This is a genomic window from Rhizobium leguminosarum (assembly GCF_019798305.1).
GTDB lineage: Bacteria > Pseudomonadota > Alphaproteobacteria > Rhizobiales > Rhizobiaceae > Rhizobium > Rhizobium leguminosarum_U.
In genome coordinates, this window is the sequence record NZ_JAAXDD010000012.1 from 134,244 (window position 1) to 150,100 (window position 15,857).

Here is a 15,857-nt window from a genome sequence, read left to right on the forward strand (position 1 = left end):
ATTTGTCCGGCGCGCGCATTTTCCTCTGTTTTCAAATCGCCGAATATGACTTCATGATCAACCTGCATGGAGCAAAAAATGTCCGGCCATGACACTGTCCTTCTCGTTATCGACGCCCAGGAGTCTTTCAGACATCGCGATTACTGGGATGAAAACCTCGCCTCCGCCTATATCGATCGTCAGCAGGCTCTGATCGACGGTGCGGAAGCCGATGGGATACCCATCATCCAAATCTTCCATGTCGATGAAAACGGGCCGTTTTCGGAAGCATCTGGGTTCGTCAGCACACTCGCCCCGCTCAGGATCGCCCCCAAGGCGACGTTCAGGAAGAGGCGCCATAGCGCCCTGGTCGGTTCCGGTCTCGACGTGTGGCTGACCGAGAACGGCGTCCATCGTATCCTCGTCTCCGGCATCCGCACCGAACAGTGCTGCGAGACCACGACCCGTCATGCCTCCGATCTCGGCTATCAAGTCGACTATGTCGGCGAGGCGACCCTGACCTTCCCAATGACCGACGCCGCAGGACGCACCTGGAGCGCCAAGGAAATCCGGGACCGGACCGAATTAGTCCTGTCGGGCCGCTTTGCTCGGATCGCGACCGTCGACCAGGCCCTGGCGGGGCGTGGAAAGTCACTCGCCGCATGACGGACGCCGCGCAGCCCTTCGATATTCCGGTCTTCATCGTCGTGCCGCCGCGCGTGCTGCTGCTCGACGTCGCCGGGCCCATCGAAGTGCTGCGCAAGGCGAACCTCGAACAGTGCACAGTGCGCTTTACCGTCGCCTATATCGGCCCATCGGCGACGGTCGGCAGTTCGATCGGCCTTGCCGTTACGGGCGTCGCCGCATTGCCGGAGAGCTTGCCCGATACCGCGCTTGTCATCATTGCCGGCAGCGCCGATGCCCCGATGAAAAACAGCGCCCCAGGGAACGAACAGGAGCGCGCCGACCAGGCTGCCATCGTCGCATGGCTGAGGCACGCCATTCGCCCGGGAATTCGTCTGGTCTCGATCTGCTCGGGCGCATTGCTCGCTGCCGAGGCAGGCATGCTCGATGGCCGCGATTGCACCACCCATCATGGCTGCATAGAGGATCTGGCGAGGCTCGCTCCCACCGCGCGCGTCCGGGACAACCGGCTCTATGTCGAGGATGGAGATCGCCTCACCAGCGCCGGCATCACCGCCGGCATAGACCTTATGCTGCATATCGTTGCCGAAGCGGCGGGGCATGCCTGTGCGCTTGCGGTGGCGCGATATCTTGTCGTCTATCTCAGGCGCGGCGGCTCGGATCCGCAGCTTTCGCCCTGGCTCGAAGGCCGCAACCATATCCACCCGGTCATTCACCGTGCACAGGATGCAGTCGCCGCCAACCCGTCTGAGGATTGGTCGGTAGAGTCGCTCGCCCGCCTCAGCGGCGCCAGCCCGCGCAACCTTTCACGGCTGTTCAACGAGCAGACGGGCATGAGCGTAACGGATTTCGTCAACCGCATGCGCGTGGCTCTTGCCCGCGAGATGCTCGCCGGTTCGCGGCTGGACATGGAGGCCGTCGCCATGCGCGCCGGCTTCGGCTCGGCACGGCAGCTACGCCGCGCCTGGAACCGTCTGAACGACGGCCCGCCGAGCACGGCACGGTCGAGGCTACCTACAAGCTCATAGCGCGAGAGGAAGGGCGGACGGCTTGAGGCCGGCTTCCTGTACCTCGGTTCCCCAGATTTCGATCTGGGTCAGCGCCGGATAGGGCGAGGCGTCCTCGGCCTTGATCAGGCCGTGCAGTTCCACCCACTCGACGACACAGGGCTCTATCGGAAAGGCCTGGGCGGCGCCCGATTTCACCAGCGGAAAACAGCAGGTCTTGCCGTTCGAGAAGGTGACGCTGGCCTCTTCCCACCAGGAATCGTGCGGAAAGTCGGCTCGGAGGTAGAAAACAATCTCGTCGATCCTGACCGGCCTGCCGAATTCCACCGTCAGTGCTGCTTGCGGATCGCGATTGATGCCCCAGCTCGTATAGGGCCAGAAGCCGTGATCATCGTTGGCCTTCTCGCCATCGATCGCGTTGCGCGCGGCAAAGACCGCTTCGCCGCGGGTCTCGACATTGGCGCGCGCATGCGGAAACAGAGCCCGATTAGCGTGATCGTCCCAGGGGTTGAGGGCGAGATTGCGCCGATGGACGATCTCATCAGGGCGTGTGCTTCGCGCTGAAAGCCGGTGGATATCGCCCCTGAAGGCATTCGGCGAATAGGGCTTGCGCTTATCGCCGAAGGGCACGGCGAGCGAATAGACGCATTCCTTCATATAGACCAGGCCGGGCTGGATCGCGCCATCAAGGGAGAGGAAGACATGCCCGGGCTCGGAGACCTCCACGACCACGCGATCGCCTTCGCGATAGCTCTGGCGATAGACCAGGAACGTCTCGTCCCGGCCCGCGGAACTCGCCAGCACCGCCCCACCGGCATCCACGATCTTTAGCGTCAATTCCATGCTCGCCCTCCCCAGAGCATGATGCCGAAAAGCGTGAGCGATTTCGGACGACATCATGCTCTAACTCTTTAATTTTAGAACAGGATTCAGATTTTTAGGCCGACCCGGCCTAAAATCATCCTGTTCTAGATGATCCGCAATCTCAGCAGCCTGCCGGCAAACGGCAGGCGCAACCGGTAGATTTTCTCGGGCCAGGCCGATCTCAGCCGGGCGTCCTCCACGACGATCTCGTCGATTTCGATCTCGCCGGCGCCCTCGACGAAAATGCTGCCGAGATCGGCGAGATCGATCCTGTCCGGGCTGACGGTCGGCGCCAGGCATGTCATCAGCGACAGGACCGCCGGCTTGCCGCCGTCATAGGTGTCGACGATCTCGACATGCCGGCCGCACAGCAGGGAAACGACGCGGCGGTAGCTGTGCAACTGCGCTTCGGGGGGATAGGCGTCTGAAATATCGAGCGATATGCGCGCGCTCCCTTCGTCAAACCCGACCTCGACATCGCGCGCGCCAAAAGCTTCGCCGGCCGACTGCATGACGCCTGCAAATGTCGGCAAGTTGTGGAACGCCGACTGCATCGTCCATATCTCGTAGCGCCGCGCCGAAAAGGTTTTTGCGGTATAGGTCTCGACGCCGACATCGATCAGGAACGGATGTCCGCTCTTGTAGAGCGTCACGCTCCCGACATCGCTGTGATTGTGGCCCTCGCCGTTGTTGCCGCCCTTGACCGCAAGCGAAAATTGCTCGTCGTGGGCGATGAAAAGGCCGATGCCGGGATAGAAGATATCACGCCGGGATGCAGGATGCGGCGGGGCGGCAGCCGGAAACGTCGGGCCGGCCAGCAGCTCCTGCACGCGATACCAGAGGTTCCATTCCCCGGGCAGGTGCGGATTGCCGGAAGCGGCCCTGTCGGCCGCAGCGAACTCAGCCAGCATCTCAGAGCCGACCGCCTGTCCGAACAGATATTCCCGCACACTGCAGGGGTCGACCACCGCGGAAGAATCCGCGAAGTTGAAATAGTAGCGGCCAGCCACATGCATATGGGCAATATATTCGGCCATGTTGCGGATTTTCGGCTGTTGCCAAAATTGGCCGAACAGGCCCGGCGCCACCCTATCCAGGATGGTCAAAGCGCCATGCAGGCAGAGTGCGGCGTGACGGTAATAAAGTACGCCCTCCTCGCAGGCGCCGTCCTCGGCATAGTCCTTCAGGAAGGCGTCGAGGCTGCCGAGCGCCTTTTTGACGACGGCGTGGCGCGTGGGCTGATCTGTTTTCAGGGAGAAGACCGTCAACAGGACGTTCTGGCTTATCCATGCCGTCCAGTTGTTCATCCGCTCCTCACCGCGGCCCATCCACCAGAAATGCCGGCCGAGATAGGGCGAAAGGATGCGGGTTTCGATCTCGCGGTGCACGCGTGCCGTAATCTCGGGGCTGATGCCGTCGAGCTCGTCGCGAAGCAATGCGACGATGGTGGCAAGCAGCGCCGCCGTTTCGGCGGCGAAGAGATCGACGATAGGCTGCGAATTGTCGGGAAGCGGCAAGCGCGCGCCGCTTCGATCATAGGCGTTATGCGCCGGAAGCTGCCAGCCGCTCTCCTCCGCGATCAGGAAGACGCCGTCGACGATCTTCGGCAGGAAGCGCGTCTTGCCTTCGATGAGTTCGCCGAGCACCAGATCGTTGAGCATCCGGCGGCGTGTGAAATATAGCTCCTCGAAGCGCGCACGGTTGCCCGTCGCGGTGAACTCCCGGTAATCCGACGCCGTGATCAGCGGAAAGGTGCGCGCAAGCGTCTCTTCGGCCTCGCCAATGACCAGCTCCCGTACCGCCTGCGGCACGGAGTTCCATCTAGGGCGATCGGAGCCCACCGCCCCGGGCGTGAAATCGCCCAGCACATCCGGCAGCCCCTTAGAAATCTCGCTGAACATGTCCCTCCCCGCACTGGAAAAGCATCGATGAGCGCTTGGTCTCCATTCTCACCTATCATATGTGTTTTGCGCTTTCCATGAAATTCGTATGACCAATTCAGAACTTGTTTGACCAATACCGGATATGTGCTATGTGGTTGCGGGAGGAAGAGGAGGCATCGGTGTCCATATCGAATTCGGTCATCGCGACGGATGGCGCTCCGGCAATCTCAAGCCGAAAAGTCGCGGTCTTGTCCAAGCGCCAGCGCAGGATGCGCAGCGCGCTCGTCGCCTATTCCTTCATTGCCCCGAATTTCATCGGCTTTGCCATCTTCACGCTCGGCCCGATCCTGTTCGCCTTCGTGCTCGCCTTCATGCATTGGGACGGCTCGAATGCGATCACATTCGCCGGGCTGGATAATTTCTGGCGGCTCTTCGAGGACAAGGCCTTTATCGCGGCGTTCTGGAACACGGTGATCTATACGGTCGCTTCCGTGCCGGCGACGCTCATCTGCGCGCTCGGCCTCGCCGGTCTTCTCAACCAGAAGATTGCGGGGCGTGATTTTTTCCGCACGGCGATGTTCTTCCCTTACGTCGCCTCGCTGGTGGCCGTCGCAGTCGTCTGGAACATGATCTTCAATCCCGAGATGGGACCGGTGAACATGATCCTCTACACGCTCGGCCTTGATCCCAAGAACATGCCGGGATGGGCGGCCGATCGCCACTGGGCGATGGTGACGGTGATCCTCTTCGGCATCTGGAAGAACATGGGCTATTACATGGTCATCTATCTGGCCGGCCTGCAGGGCATCAATTCAGAGCTCTATGAGGCCGCCGATCTCGATGGCGCCAATGCCTGGCAGAAGTTCATTCATGTCACCGTGCCGCAGCTCGGGCCGACGACCTTCTTCGTCACCGTGATGCTGACGATCCAGTCCTTCAAGGTATTCGATCAGATCTACATGATCACCCAGGGCGGGCCCGGCACATCGACGCTCGTCCTCGTCTACCACATCTACAACGAGGCCTTCATTTCCTGGGATCTCGGCTATTCCAGCATGGTAGCGCTGGTGCTGTTCTTTCTCGTGCTTGCGGTCACCGTCTTCCAGTTCCGACGCCAGAGGGAGGACGAGGCATGAGGATCGCGGGACGCAAGGTGACCGTCAGATCGGTCGCGATCTACGCCATCGTCATCGCCGTCACGCTCATCATGCTGATGCCCTTTGCCTGGATGCTTTCGGCATCGCTGAAGCTCAGCCGCGACGTCTTCGCTTTCCCGATCGAGTGGATACCCGCCGAGCCGCAATGGCAGAACTACGTCGATATCTGGACGAAGATCCCGCTTGCGCTGTTCATCTACAACACGTCGAAGCTGACGATCATCGTCACGTTGCTGCAGCTTTTGACCTCCAGCTTTGCCGCCTACGCGTTCGCCAAGCTGAATTTCCCCTACAAGAATACCCTGTTCCTCGGCTACATCGCCACCATCGCCATGCCCTGGCAGGTCTATATGGTGCCGCAATTCCTGCTGATGCGCGAATTCGGCCTCAACAACACGCATCTGGCGCTGATCTGCCTGCAGGCCTTCACCGCCTTCGGCGTCTTCCTGATGCGGCAGTTCTACATGTCGATCCCGACCGAGCTCTGCGAGGCGGCCCGCATCGACGGCATGAACGAATATCAGATCTGGGCGCGCATTATGCTGCCGCTGTCGAAGCCCGCGCTCTCGACGCTGACGATCTTCACCTTCGTCACCACCTGGAACGATTTTCTCGGGCCGATGATCTATCTGACCAAGACCGAGCTGAAGACCGTCCAGATCGGCCTGCGCATGTTCATCTCGCAATATTCGGCCGAATACGGGCTGATCATGGCGGCCTCCGTCGTCGCCCTCATTCCGGTTCTCATCGTCTTCCTCTCTCTCCAGCGTTTCTTCGTCGAGGGCATCGCCTCGACGGGACTGAAGGGTTAAATCCATGAACGCCGTCTCGTCCGTCGCCCCGCAGCCGATCACCGATCCGGAGGTCAAAGCTGCGCTCGATCTTGCCGTCGAGCAGATCAGGCGCAACCTGCCCCAGTTCACCCATGCCTCGCAGAACCATTCGAGCGTCGGAAATTTCTATCCCGCGGTGGCGAACGACCAATGGACCGCGGGTTTCTGGCCCGGTGAGCTATGGCTCGCTTTCGAGCACAGCGGCGAGGCGGTTTTCCGGGATGCCGCGCAGATCCAGGTCCAGTCGTTCCTGCATCGGATCGTGAACCGCATCGAGACGGATCATCACGACATGGGCTTTCTCTATTCGCCCTCCTGCATCGCCGCCTGGAAGCTCGTCGGAGACGAGGATGGCCGCAAGGCCGCCATCCTGGCCGCCGACCAGCTGATCGAGCGCTTCCAGCCCATCGGCCAGTTCATCCAGGCCTGGGGCCGCAAGGGGGTGGCGGACGAATACCGCTATATCATCGACTGCCTGCTGAACCTGCCGCTTCTCTATTGGGCAAGCCGCGAAACCGGCGATTCGAAATACCGTGAGATCGCTCTCATTCACGCCCGCACCACGCTCGCCAACTCGGTTCGGCCTGATGATTCCACCTATCACACCTTCTATATGGACCCGGTTACCGGAGCGCCGGTGCGCGGCGCCACCAAGCAGGGCTACAGGGACGACAGCGCCTGGGCGCGCGGACAGGCCTGGGCAATCGCTGGAATGGCCTTGTCCTATCGCTATGAACGGCTCGAGGAATATAGGCAAACCTTCGACCGGCTGCTCGCCTTCTATCTCAACCGGCTGCCGGCCGACGTGGTGCCTTATTGGGACCTCGTCTTTTCGGACGGCGACGGCGAGCCGCGCGACAGTTCGTCGGCGTCGATCGCCGCCTGCGGCCTTCTGGAAATGGCCGATCTCGTCGAGCCGGAACCGGCAGCACGCTATCGCACGCTGGCGCGGCGCATGATGAAGAGCCTTACCGATCACTATGCGGTCAAGGATCCCAGCGTCTCCAACGGTCTGGTGCTGCACGCCACCTATTCGAAGAAATCGCCGTTCAACACCTGCCGCGGCGAGGGTGTCGATGAATGCGTCTCCTGGGGAGATTATTATTACATGGAAGCTTTGACGCGCCTTTCGCGCAGCTGGTCTTCCTATTGGTGAATTCAGGAGAACCCGATGGCCAGCATTTCGCTTAAAGAGCTGAACAAGAGCTACGGTGCGCTCACCGTCGTCCACGACATTGACCTCGAGATCGCAGACAAGGAATTCATCATTCTGGTCGGCCCGTCGGGCTGCGGCAAATCGACGACGCTGCGGATGATCGCCGGCCTCGAGGAAATATCGGGAGGAGAGCTCAAGATCGGCGGCGACGTCATGAACGACGTCCCTTCCAAGGATCGGGATATTGCCATGGTCTTCCAGAATTATGCGCTCTATCCGCATATGACCGTCTACAAGAACATGGCATTCGGTCTGCAGCTTAGGAAGGTATCGCGCGACTTCATCGATGCCCAGGTGCAGGACGCCGCCAGGATCCTCGACATCTCTCACCTGCTGAACCGCAAACCGAAGGCGCTTTCGGGCGGGCAGCGCCAGCGCGTCGCGCTCGGCCGCGCCATGGTGCGCAATCCGGCGGTCTTCCTTCTCGACGAGCCGCTTTCCAACCTCGATGCCAAGCTGCGCGGCACGATGCGCTCCGAAATCACCAAGCTGCACAAGCGCCTCAACGCCACCTTCATCTACGTCACCCATGACCAGGTAGAGGCCATGACCATGGCTGACCGGATCGTCGTCATGAAGGACGGCCATATCCAGCAGGTCGATACACCGCAGAACCTCTATGATCGCCCCGTCAACATGTTCGTCGCCGGCTTCATCGGCGCACCGCAGATGAACATGCTGCCCTCGACCATTCTGCGACGGGGCGACGGCTACGTCGCTGTCTTCGACGGCCGGGAACTGCCGCTGCCCGCCCATTTCGACAAGGGCAGGATCGCCCCTTACGAGGGTCGCGAGTTGATACTCGGCATCCGTCCCGAGAATTTCCACGAATTGCCGCCGGCCGACATCGCACCGGAGAACCTGGCACCCCTCAAGGCGATCGTCGAACTTGCCGAACCGATGGGCTCGGAAGTGCATCTGAACATGGTGGCGGGCGGGCGCAATCTTATCGCCCGCGTCTCGCCGCGTTACCGGCCTGATATCGGCGAGCAGGCGACGCTGGTCGCCGATATGACCAATGCACAGCTGTTCGACACGGAAACGGAACGCTCGATTCTATACTGAGACGCCTGCGGGAGATGGCTATGCAGTGGTTGCGGGACATGTGGACGAGGGAGGGACCGGGCATTCCGAAGGATGCTCCGAAGAGGACCGGCCTTGCCCTCTTCGCCGAGATCCTCGCCCGCGAGTGGTGGGAGATGGTCAAGCTGAACATCCTCTTCATCCTGACGGCCCTCTTCGTCGTGACGCTGCCGGCAGCCCTCGCCGCCATGGCCCGGGTCTCGGTGGCCCTCGTGGAAGACCGCAACACCTATCTGCTACGGGACTTCATAGAAGCCTTTCTGCGCTACTTCTGGCGCGCCACCGCCTGGAGCCTCGCGCTGGGAGGCGCGATCGCAATCGGCCTCTATGCGATCGCAACCTATGGCGCCGGCGCGCGGGACAATCTGTTGCTGAGCGCACCGCTGACGATCGCGCTCGTCGCCACCGCCTTCGTCGCGGTCCTCGCCTGCCATCTCACCGTCTTGATGGTGATGCGCGATCTGCCGGCTCTCCAACTGCTGCGCCTCGCAGCCCTCGCCTCCGTCATCCGTCCGCTCCCGGCTCTCGCCGCGCTCGCCTTTACCGCCAGCCTTTGGCTGGCGCACATCCTCTTCTATCCGGTTTCGGTGTTCATGCCGGCAACCTTCAATTTTTCACTCGGAATGTTCGCCGTCGCGTTCGGCGTCCATCGGGCGGCGGTGATGGTTCTGGAGCAATTCCAGCAAAAGTGCGCAGCGGTTTTGCGTCCGGAATTGCGCGAAAACCAAAAGATACACCTGCCAAACGCAACACGGCCGCACGGCGAACCGCATAGACGAGACGCTTCATAAAATAACTGATCCAGAGATGATCCAGGGAAGGAGAACGGGAATGTATTTGGATAAATTCGGGGGGGCGGTGAAACTTGCCGTGACGGGTTTCACCTTGGCGGCGATGACGGCCGGGGCAGCGCTTGCTCAGGACGCCGTGACGCTCAAATGGGCTTTGTGGGACTGGGACAAAACAGCCTATTACAAGCCTCTGATCGAGGCCTATCAGGCCAAACACCCCAACGTGAAGTTCGAGCCGATGGACCTCGGATCGCAAGACTACCAGCAGATGATCTCGACGCAGCTGACCGGCGGCTCCAAGGACATCGACATCGTCACCATCAAGGACGTGCCGGGCTACACCAATCTGGTGCGCGCCGGCAACATCGCCGATCTCAGCGGCTTCGTGAAGGATCAGAAGATCGACCCGGCGCCCTTCGGCGGCCTGATCGAAGAGCTGACCATTGATGGCAAGATCTACTCCCTGCCGTTCCGCTCCGACTTCTGGGTTGTCTATTACAATAAGGACATCTTCGACAAAGCCGGCGTCCCCTACCCCACCAATGACATGACCTGGGCGCAGTTCGACGCGACCGCCGAGAAGCTTACGGGCGGCATGGGCACCAACAAGACCTATGGCGCGCTGCTGCACACCTGGCGTTCGACCGTCCAGCTGCCCGGCATCCTTGACGGAAAACACACGCTCGTCGATGGCGACTACGCCTTCCTGAAGCCCTGGTACGAGCGGGCGCTGACCCTGCAGAAGGACGGCGCCATTCCCTCCTACGCCTTCCTCAAGACGTCGAACACACATTATTCGGCGCTCTTCTTCAACGGCACGATCGGCATGCTGCCGATGGGAACCTGGTTCGTCGGCACCCAGATCACCAAGGTGAAATCGGGTGAATCGAAGAGCAAGAACTGGGGCATCGTCAAGTTCCCGCATCCCGACGGTGTGGCAACCGGCACGACCGCTGCGCAGATCTCCGGCCTGGCGGTCAACGCCAATTCCGTTCACAAGGATGCCGCGCTCGATTTCATCAAGTTCGTCACCGGTCCTGAGGGCGCAGCAGTCATCGCATCGACGGGTACCTTCCCTGCGCTCAAGACGGATGACGTCAGCGCCAAGATCGCGGCAACACCCGGCTTTCCTGAGGATGCGGCCAGCAAGGAGGCGCTGAAGCCGTCGAAAACCTACCTGGAGATGGCGGTCAACCCGAACGCCGCCAAGATCGAGGTCGTGCTCAACCGTGCGCATGACGCGATCATGACCGACAGCACCTCCGTCGATGACGGATTGAAGGAAATGACCGAAGGCGTGAAGGCCATCAAGTAGGCGTCCAGAAATGTCGACGGCCGCGGGCAATATCTGCCCGCGGCCGATCCTGTTTTTCATGAATTTCGAGCCTGACAATGATTTATGATCCCGCCCGGGCCAATCCGCTTTTCGGCAATCCCCTGAAGACCCGCGACGACCTCGCCAAGGCCGTCACCGATCTGTTCGAGCCGCTACTGCCGTATTTTTCCGAAGGCGGCGCCCGTGTGCGCCTCGGTGCGGCCGGCGCGATCTTCGATCGGGCGGCGGCGGATCTGGAGGGATTTGCGCGGCCGCTCTGGGGGATCGTTCCGCTCGTTGCCGGCGGCGGCACGTTTCCGCATTGGGATCTCTATCGTCGCGGGCTGGCGAACGGCACCAATCCCGCTCATCCCGAATATTGGGGCGATCTTGCCGACCGCAATCAGCGGCTGGTCGAGCTAGCCGCAGTCGGCTTCGCCCTGGCGCTCGTGCCCGAGCACATCTGGGAACCGCTTGACGACAGCGAAAAGAAGACGGTCGCTGCCTATCTTCTCAGAGCGCGCGAGCTGGAATTCATCGACAATAACTGGAAATTTTTCCGTGTGCTCATCGATCTCGGGCTGGAACGCGTGAGCGTAGCGTTCGATCACCGGAAAACACTCGCCTATCTCGACGAACTGGAGACCTTCGACCTCAGGGATGGTTGGTATCGCGACGGGCCGGTTCGGCGGGTCGATCATTACATTCCCTTCGCCATGCATTTCTACGGCCTGATCTATGCGGTGCTGGCCAAGGGCGACGAGGCGCGCAAGGATCGCTTCCGCGATCGCGCCGAGATCTTCGCCAGGGATATCCGCCACTGGTTCGGCCCGGATGGGGCAGCCCTTGCCTTCGGCCGCAGCCAGACCTACCGCTTTGCGGCAGGAGGCTTTTGGGGCGCGCTTGCCTTTGCCGGCGTCGAAGCCCTGCCCTGGGCCGAGATCAAGGGTTATTACATGCGCCATATCCGCTGGTGGTCGGCGATGCCGATTGCCGATCGCGACGGCGTTCTCTCGGTCGGTTACGGCTATCCGAACCTCTTCATGAGCGAGGGCTACAACTCTCCCGGCTCGCCCTATTGGGCGCTTAAATTCTTCCTGCCGCTCGCCCTTGCAGGGGATCATCCATTCTGGACCGCCGAGGAGGCACCGCAGCCGGAATTTCCGGAGCCGGTTGCGCTGAAACCGGCGGGAATGGTCGCCATGCACACGCCGGGAAACGTGGTCGTACTCTCCTCGGGGCAGCAGCACGACAAGATGCTCGGCGCAAACGAGAAATATTCGAAATTCGTCTATTCCACCCGCTACGCCTTCAACATCGAAGCCGACGACCGGAATTTCTCCGCCGCAAGCTTCGACGGCATGCTCGGCCTCTCCGACGACGGCATCCATTTCCGCATGCGGGAAACACTCGAAGAGGCGCTGATTGCTGGCGACCTGCTCTATTCGCGCTGGCGCCCCTGGAGCGATGTCACGATCGAAACCTGGCTGCTTCCCGAAAACCCGTGGCATATTCGCATCCACCGCATCGCTACGCCACGCGCCCTGCTGACCATCGAGGGCGGCTTTGCGATCGAACGCGCGGATTTCAATGCCGATCGCTCCGATGTAGGCGATGGCCGGGCCGTCTGGTACGGACAGACCGACGTCAGCGCCATCGTGGATCTATCGCCCCATCCGAGGACCGGCCATGCGATGAGCCCGATCCCAAACACCAACCTCATCCACGCCAAGACCCTGCTGCCGCAGCTGCGCGGCGAAATCGGCCCCGGCACCATCGTGCTGACGACCGCCGCGATGGCCCTGCCCACTCGCGAGAATTGGGCAAAGGCGCTCGATAACCCGCCCGCCAGCCCCCGCCTCGACGAGGTGGAGCGTCTCTTTCGCGAAAAAGGCACCCGGGTGCCGGCATTCGCCCTCGGGACGTAGCTTGGAGCAGCGGCTTCCGGGTCTCAACCGCGAGCCAGACGGTTAATTATCGTGCGGTCAGCTCGGTACGGTATGCTTCAGCAATGCGCTGCGCCAACTGTGCCATTTGATCGTCAGGTATCTGCAGAACCCCGTACTCCGCCATCAGTGCATGGTATTGCTGCCTTTCAAGCGGCACACCTGAGGGCAAGGAAACGACATGAAAATGCAGGTGGCTATTGGCTTGTTGGCTGCCGAGCGAAAGCACATGAATTCGCTCGGCGTCGAACACGTTTTTGAAGGCGCGCGACAAGACATGTACCTTCTCCTGTAGTCGAAGATATTCGTCCGTCGACATGTCCCGCGCCAGATCCTCACGGTGCTCCTTCGGACAGACGAGGCAATAGCCCGGTAGAGCGGGATATTTGCTCAGGAAAATGATCGTCTCGTGGTCTTCAAAAACGCGATGATGAAAGAAGTCAGGGTCATTCCTGACCAAGCCGCAGATAAAGCATGGCCTTGTTCCGATGTCGTGCACATAGGCCTTGAGATCAAATGGTTGGCGTTCGATCATTCTAAACCTCTGTCGTCTCACGCGCCGAGGCGTATCCGATCGTCAAATTGGTGCGACAACCGATATTGGGAAGTCAAATCGATCCTGCCATCAAATCTGTCCACGGGCGCATATGCGAGGTTATGGTCATCCTGACACTCCCATTGCAATCGACTTTGCATGACTTAAGTGATATTGAGATGTTCATCATCAATCTCACGTGGCCGAAATGACCGAAGCTCTCTTTTCCGAATTTCTCATGATTGATCGGTCCTCCGCCAACGACGGGCAAACCGTGCCATTGGCTGGCCGCCGGCGCAAAGGCGTTGCTCCAGAACGGACCTCGGATGGAAACGCTCTGCGAGATGCGTTCGCGGATGCCTTCCTGCAGACCCTGACGAAGTTCGCCGTCGATCGATCTGCTTTTCCTGAGAACGCGGACCCCGAACTCGCGAAGCTCGCCAGGGCGATGGCAAATGTTGCGGTCGGGGATTCCGTGGTAATCCGCTTGAAACCCGATCTCCCGGAAGGACATCGCAGATCCGTCAAGACCTTCTTCCAGACGATGGTCCGCGTCAGCGGCTCGCTAGAAGAAAGCCGGCTGGAAGACGCGATCAACAAGCTCGCGGATGTTATCCTGCCTGATGAGCTTGGCGAGGCGCGCGGCGTGCTCGCAGCGGACAATCTGGAGCTCAGGGATCGCTTCATCGCTGAGGTGCCGCAGCTCACCAGCGCAGAGATCGGAAACCGCGCCGGCTCAAGCGCGAGAAACCTGTACGCGACTGCGGCGCGCTGGAAGAAAGCCGGCGACATTTTCTCAGTACATCATCGCGGCACCGAATATTTTCCGGCGTTTCAGCTCCGGGACGGACGGCCGCATCCTGCGATCAAGAAGGCGCTTGTGGCGCTTCCGGAAAACCTGTCTCCATGGCAGCGCGCATTCTGGTTCGTTTCAACGAACGGCTGGCTGGACGACAAAGCGCCCATGGATGTACTTGACGATATCGACGCGGTGGCTGCTGCCGCGGCCCGTGAACGGCAAGAGGTCATTGGGTGAGCCACCCTCCTCTGCCAAGCCCGCCGTCGCCCTTTCCAACGATCAACATCCGGACGATCAAGGCAGGTACGGCGCTTCATCGGACCCATCTGTCTTCGTTCCGGGCAGGGCAATTCAATCCCTGCGAGGGACAGCCGACGCGCTTTGCACCGTTCAACGACGCGCACGGCAATTGTGTCGCGACGCTCTATGCGGCAACGAGCAGAGAGGCGGCCGCCTTCGAGTCGATCTTTCACGACATCGAACCGGCCGCCGCTTTCAAGACCATCCGGCTTGCCGTCGTCGAAGCGCGGACGGTGAGCGTCATCGCGCCAAAGCGTGATCTGCAGCTGGCAAGCCTTTTCGCACCCGATTTGAAGGCCTGGAAACTCCGTCGAACGGATCTCATCGAAACGCCGAAGTCGACCTATGGCGAGACCGTCCTGTGGGCCGAAGCCATTCATCGGGCGCGCACCGACATTGACGGGTTGATCTGGACGTCCCGCCAGTGCGACCCCGAGCAATGCATCATCCTGTTCGAGGATCGCTTGGCAGAGGACCGGCTCGACGTCGTTCAATCCATCGACGCCGGCGCGGATGCTGGCCTCCTTCTCGAACTGCGGGACTATGGGCGCCGTGCGGGCATCACGATCATATCTTAGCGCCAATGACGTTCGCTGACCCGGAACCGTCACCAGAGCTATTCTCAAAAAACCAATGCGCGCTCAACGCCGCCAGCGCATAATATTTTCGAATTACTCGATAATTATATTTATATCTTCAACTAATGAATAAGAAAAACCCACTCTTCGCAACATTGCTGTAATGAAATCCGGCAAAGCGCAGCAGCATACTCAGCTTTCAGTTTCCGAGATCTTGAGAGGAGGACGCAATGCCTACCATAATGATCTGCCACGACGTCAAAGACACGAAACACTGGCTCGCCTCACCCATCCGCAAGCAGGTATTGGAACCCGTCGGCGTCACGAACATTCGCACGTTTACAGACCCTCAAACGTCCAACCGCGTCGGCTTGGTCATGGACGTTGCTGATATGGATAAGTTGACGGCCTTCATGCAGACCAAGGCGGCGGCCGATGCGATGGCGAGTGACGGCGTCTTGCCCGAGACCATGACGTTCCTCGTTCAATCGTAACACACATCTCGACGAGACTTGGAAATGCAACGTGGGAGGATGATATGACGACATTATTCGTGCGGCACGAGGTCTCCGACTACGCCACTTGGCGCAAGACATATGATGCGTTTCATCAGGTGCAGAAGGCCAACGGGGTGACGGCGCAAGCCGTTTATCGGGCCATCGACAATCCGAACGATATTACCGTCACCCACGAGTTCGCCACGTTTGAAGCGGCGCAGGCATTCAGCAAGCTGGACGAGCTGAAGACGGCGATGCGTACGGGAGGCGTGCTCGGCACGCCGACGGTGTGGTTTGCCAACAAAGCATGAAATAGGCCAAACGGCCTCCACCGCTGTGCAACGGAGGCCGCCCGCTCTCGATGCATGATATGGAGGCGGGTGGGGGTGCTCGCCCGATTGCCGACCTTGGTGGCCCTTGCCGCCGCAC

Annotated in this window: 16 protein-coding genes; 13 read left to right on the plus strand and 3 right to left on the minus strand. The window is 60.5% G+C overall.

The window, feature by feature from the left end; all coding sequences use genetic code 11:
• Positions 1-66: 66 nt before the first annotated feature.
• Positions 67-645, plus strand: a complete 579-nt coding sequence (locus HFO99_RS21845) for an isochorismatase family protein (RefSeq protein WP_222363552.1) — start codon at positions 67-69, stop codon at positions 643-645.
• On the plus strand, positions 642-1,652 hold the full coding sequence (locus tag HFO99_RS21850) for a GlxA family transcriptional regulator (RefSeq protein ID WP_222331864.1): 1,011 nt from the start codon (positions 642-644) through the stop codon (positions 1,650-1,652). Before HFO99_RS21845 ends, HFO99_RS21850 begins: the two co-directional genes overlap by 4 nt.
• Here the strand turns inward: HFO99_RS21850 and HFO99_RS21855 are convergent.
• Both HFO99_RS21855 and HFO99_RS21860 read right to left on the minus strand, forming a co-directional pair.
• The gene (locus HFO99_RS21855) at positions 1,647-2,474 is read right to left on the minus strand and encodes a carbohydrate-binding protein (RefSeq protein ID WP_222363554.1); all 828 of its coding nucleotides are present in this window, start codon (positions 2,472-2,474) and stop codon (positions 1,647-1,649) included. The two genes, HFO99_RS21850 and HFO99_RS21855, sit on opposite strands and share 6 nt — an antisense overlap.
• Positions 2,475-2,599: 125 nt before the next feature.
• Positions 2,600-4,396, minus strand: coding sequence for a heparinase II/III family protein (locus tag HFO99_RS21860; protein ID WP_222363556.1), 1,797 nt, complete (start codon positions 4,394-4,396; stop codon positions 2,600-2,602).
• A gap of 131 nt (positions 4,397-4,527) precedes the next feature.
• On the opposite strand from HFO99_RS21860, the gene HFO99_RS21865 reads away from it, so the two are divergent.
• From HFO99_RS21865 to HFO99_RS21895, 7 genes are all read left to right on the plus strand, one after another.
• The gene (locus HFO99_RS21865) at positions 4,528-5,514 is read left to right on the plus strand and encodes a carbohydrate ABC transporter permease (RefSeq protein WP_222363558.1); all 987 of its coding nucleotides are present in this window, start codon (positions 4,528-4,530) and stop codon (positions 5,512-5,514) included.
• Positions 5,511-6,347 carry a carbohydrate ABC transporter permease gene (locus HFO99_RS21870; RefSeq protein WP_222363560.1) on the plus strand — a complete coding sequence of 279 codons (837 nt, stop codon included), beginning with the start codon at positions 5,511-5,513 and terminating at the stop codon, positions 6,345-6,347. The genes HFO99_RS21865 and HFO99_RS21870 overlap by 4 nt, the downstream gene beginning before the upstream one ends.
• Positions 6,348-6,351: 4 nt before the next feature.
• Positions 6,352-7,524, plus strand: coding sequence for a glycoside hydrolase family 88 protein (locus HFO99_RS21875; RefSeq protein ID WP_222331860.1), 1,173 nt, complete (start codon positions 6,352-6,354; stop codon positions 7,522-7,524).
• Positions 7,525-7,539: 15 nt separating this feature from the next.
• Positions 7,540-8,649, plus strand: a complete 1,110-nt coding sequence (locus tag HFO99_RS21880; RefSeq protein WP_222363562.1) for an ABC transporter ATP-binding protein — start codon at positions 7,540-7,542, stop codon at positions 8,647-8,649.
• Between the two features lie 20 nt (positions 8,650-8,669).
• Entirely contained in the window at positions 8,670-9,458 is a 789-nt protein-coding gene (locus HFO99_RS21885) for a YesL family protein (RefSeq protein ID WP_222363564.1), read from the plus strand.
• Between the two features lie 40 nt (positions 9,459-9,498).
• A complete protein-coding gene (locus tag HFO99_RS21890) occupies positions 9,499-10,773 on the plus strand; it encodes an ABC transporter substrate-binding protein (RefSeq protein WP_222363566.1) in 1,275 nt (424 codons plus the stop codon).
• A gap of 77 nt (positions 10,774-10,850) precedes the next feature.
• Positions 10,851-12,701, plus strand: a complete 1,851-nt coding sequence (locus tag HFO99_RS21895; RefSeq protein ID WP_222363568.1) for a DUF2264 domain-containing protein — start codon at positions 10,851-10,853, stop codon at positions 12,699-12,701.
• Between the two features lie 46 nt (positions 12,702-12,747).
• Here the strand turns inward: HFO99_RS21895 and HFO99_RS21900 are convergent, their stop codons facing one another.
• Positions 12,748-13,254, minus strand: coding sequence for an HIT family protein (locus tag HFO99_RS21900; protein ID WP_222363570.1), 507 nt, complete (start codon positions 13,252-13,254; stop codon positions 12,748-12,750).
• A gap of 208 nt (positions 13,255-13,462) precedes the next feature.
• On the opposite strand from HFO99_RS21900, the gene HFO99_RS21905 reads away from it, so the two are divergent.
• From HFO99_RS21905 to HFO99_RS21920, 4 genes are all read left to right on the plus strand, one after another.
• Positions 13,463-14,290, plus strand: a complete 828-nt coding sequence (locus HFO99_RS21905; protein ID WP_222363572.1) for a hypothetical protein — start codon at positions 13,463-13,465, stop codon at positions 14,288-14,290.
• Positions 14,287-14,931: an RES family NAD+ phosphorylase gene (locus HFO99_RS21910; RefSeq protein ID WP_222363574.1), complete on the plus strand. Its 645-nt coding sequence runs from the start codon at positions 14,287-14,289 to the stop codon at positions 14,929-14,931. Before HFO99_RS21905 ends, HFO99_RS21910 begins: the two co-directional genes overlap by 4 nt.
• Before the next feature lie 230 nt (positions 14,932-15,161).
• Positions 15,162-15,425, plus strand: coding sequence for a hypothetical protein (locus tag HFO99_RS21915; RefSeq protein WP_222363576.1), 264 nt, complete (start codon positions 15,162-15,164; stop codon positions 15,423-15,425).
• A gap of 44 nt (positions 15,426-15,469) precedes the next feature.
• Positions 15,470-15,739 carry a cyclase gene (locus HFO99_RS21920; protein ID WP_222247611.1) on the plus strand — a complete coding sequence of 90 codons (270 nt, stop codon included), beginning with the start codon at positions 15,470-15,472 and terminating at the stop codon, positions 15,737-15,739.
• Positions 15,740-15,857: the final 118 nt, after the last annotated feature.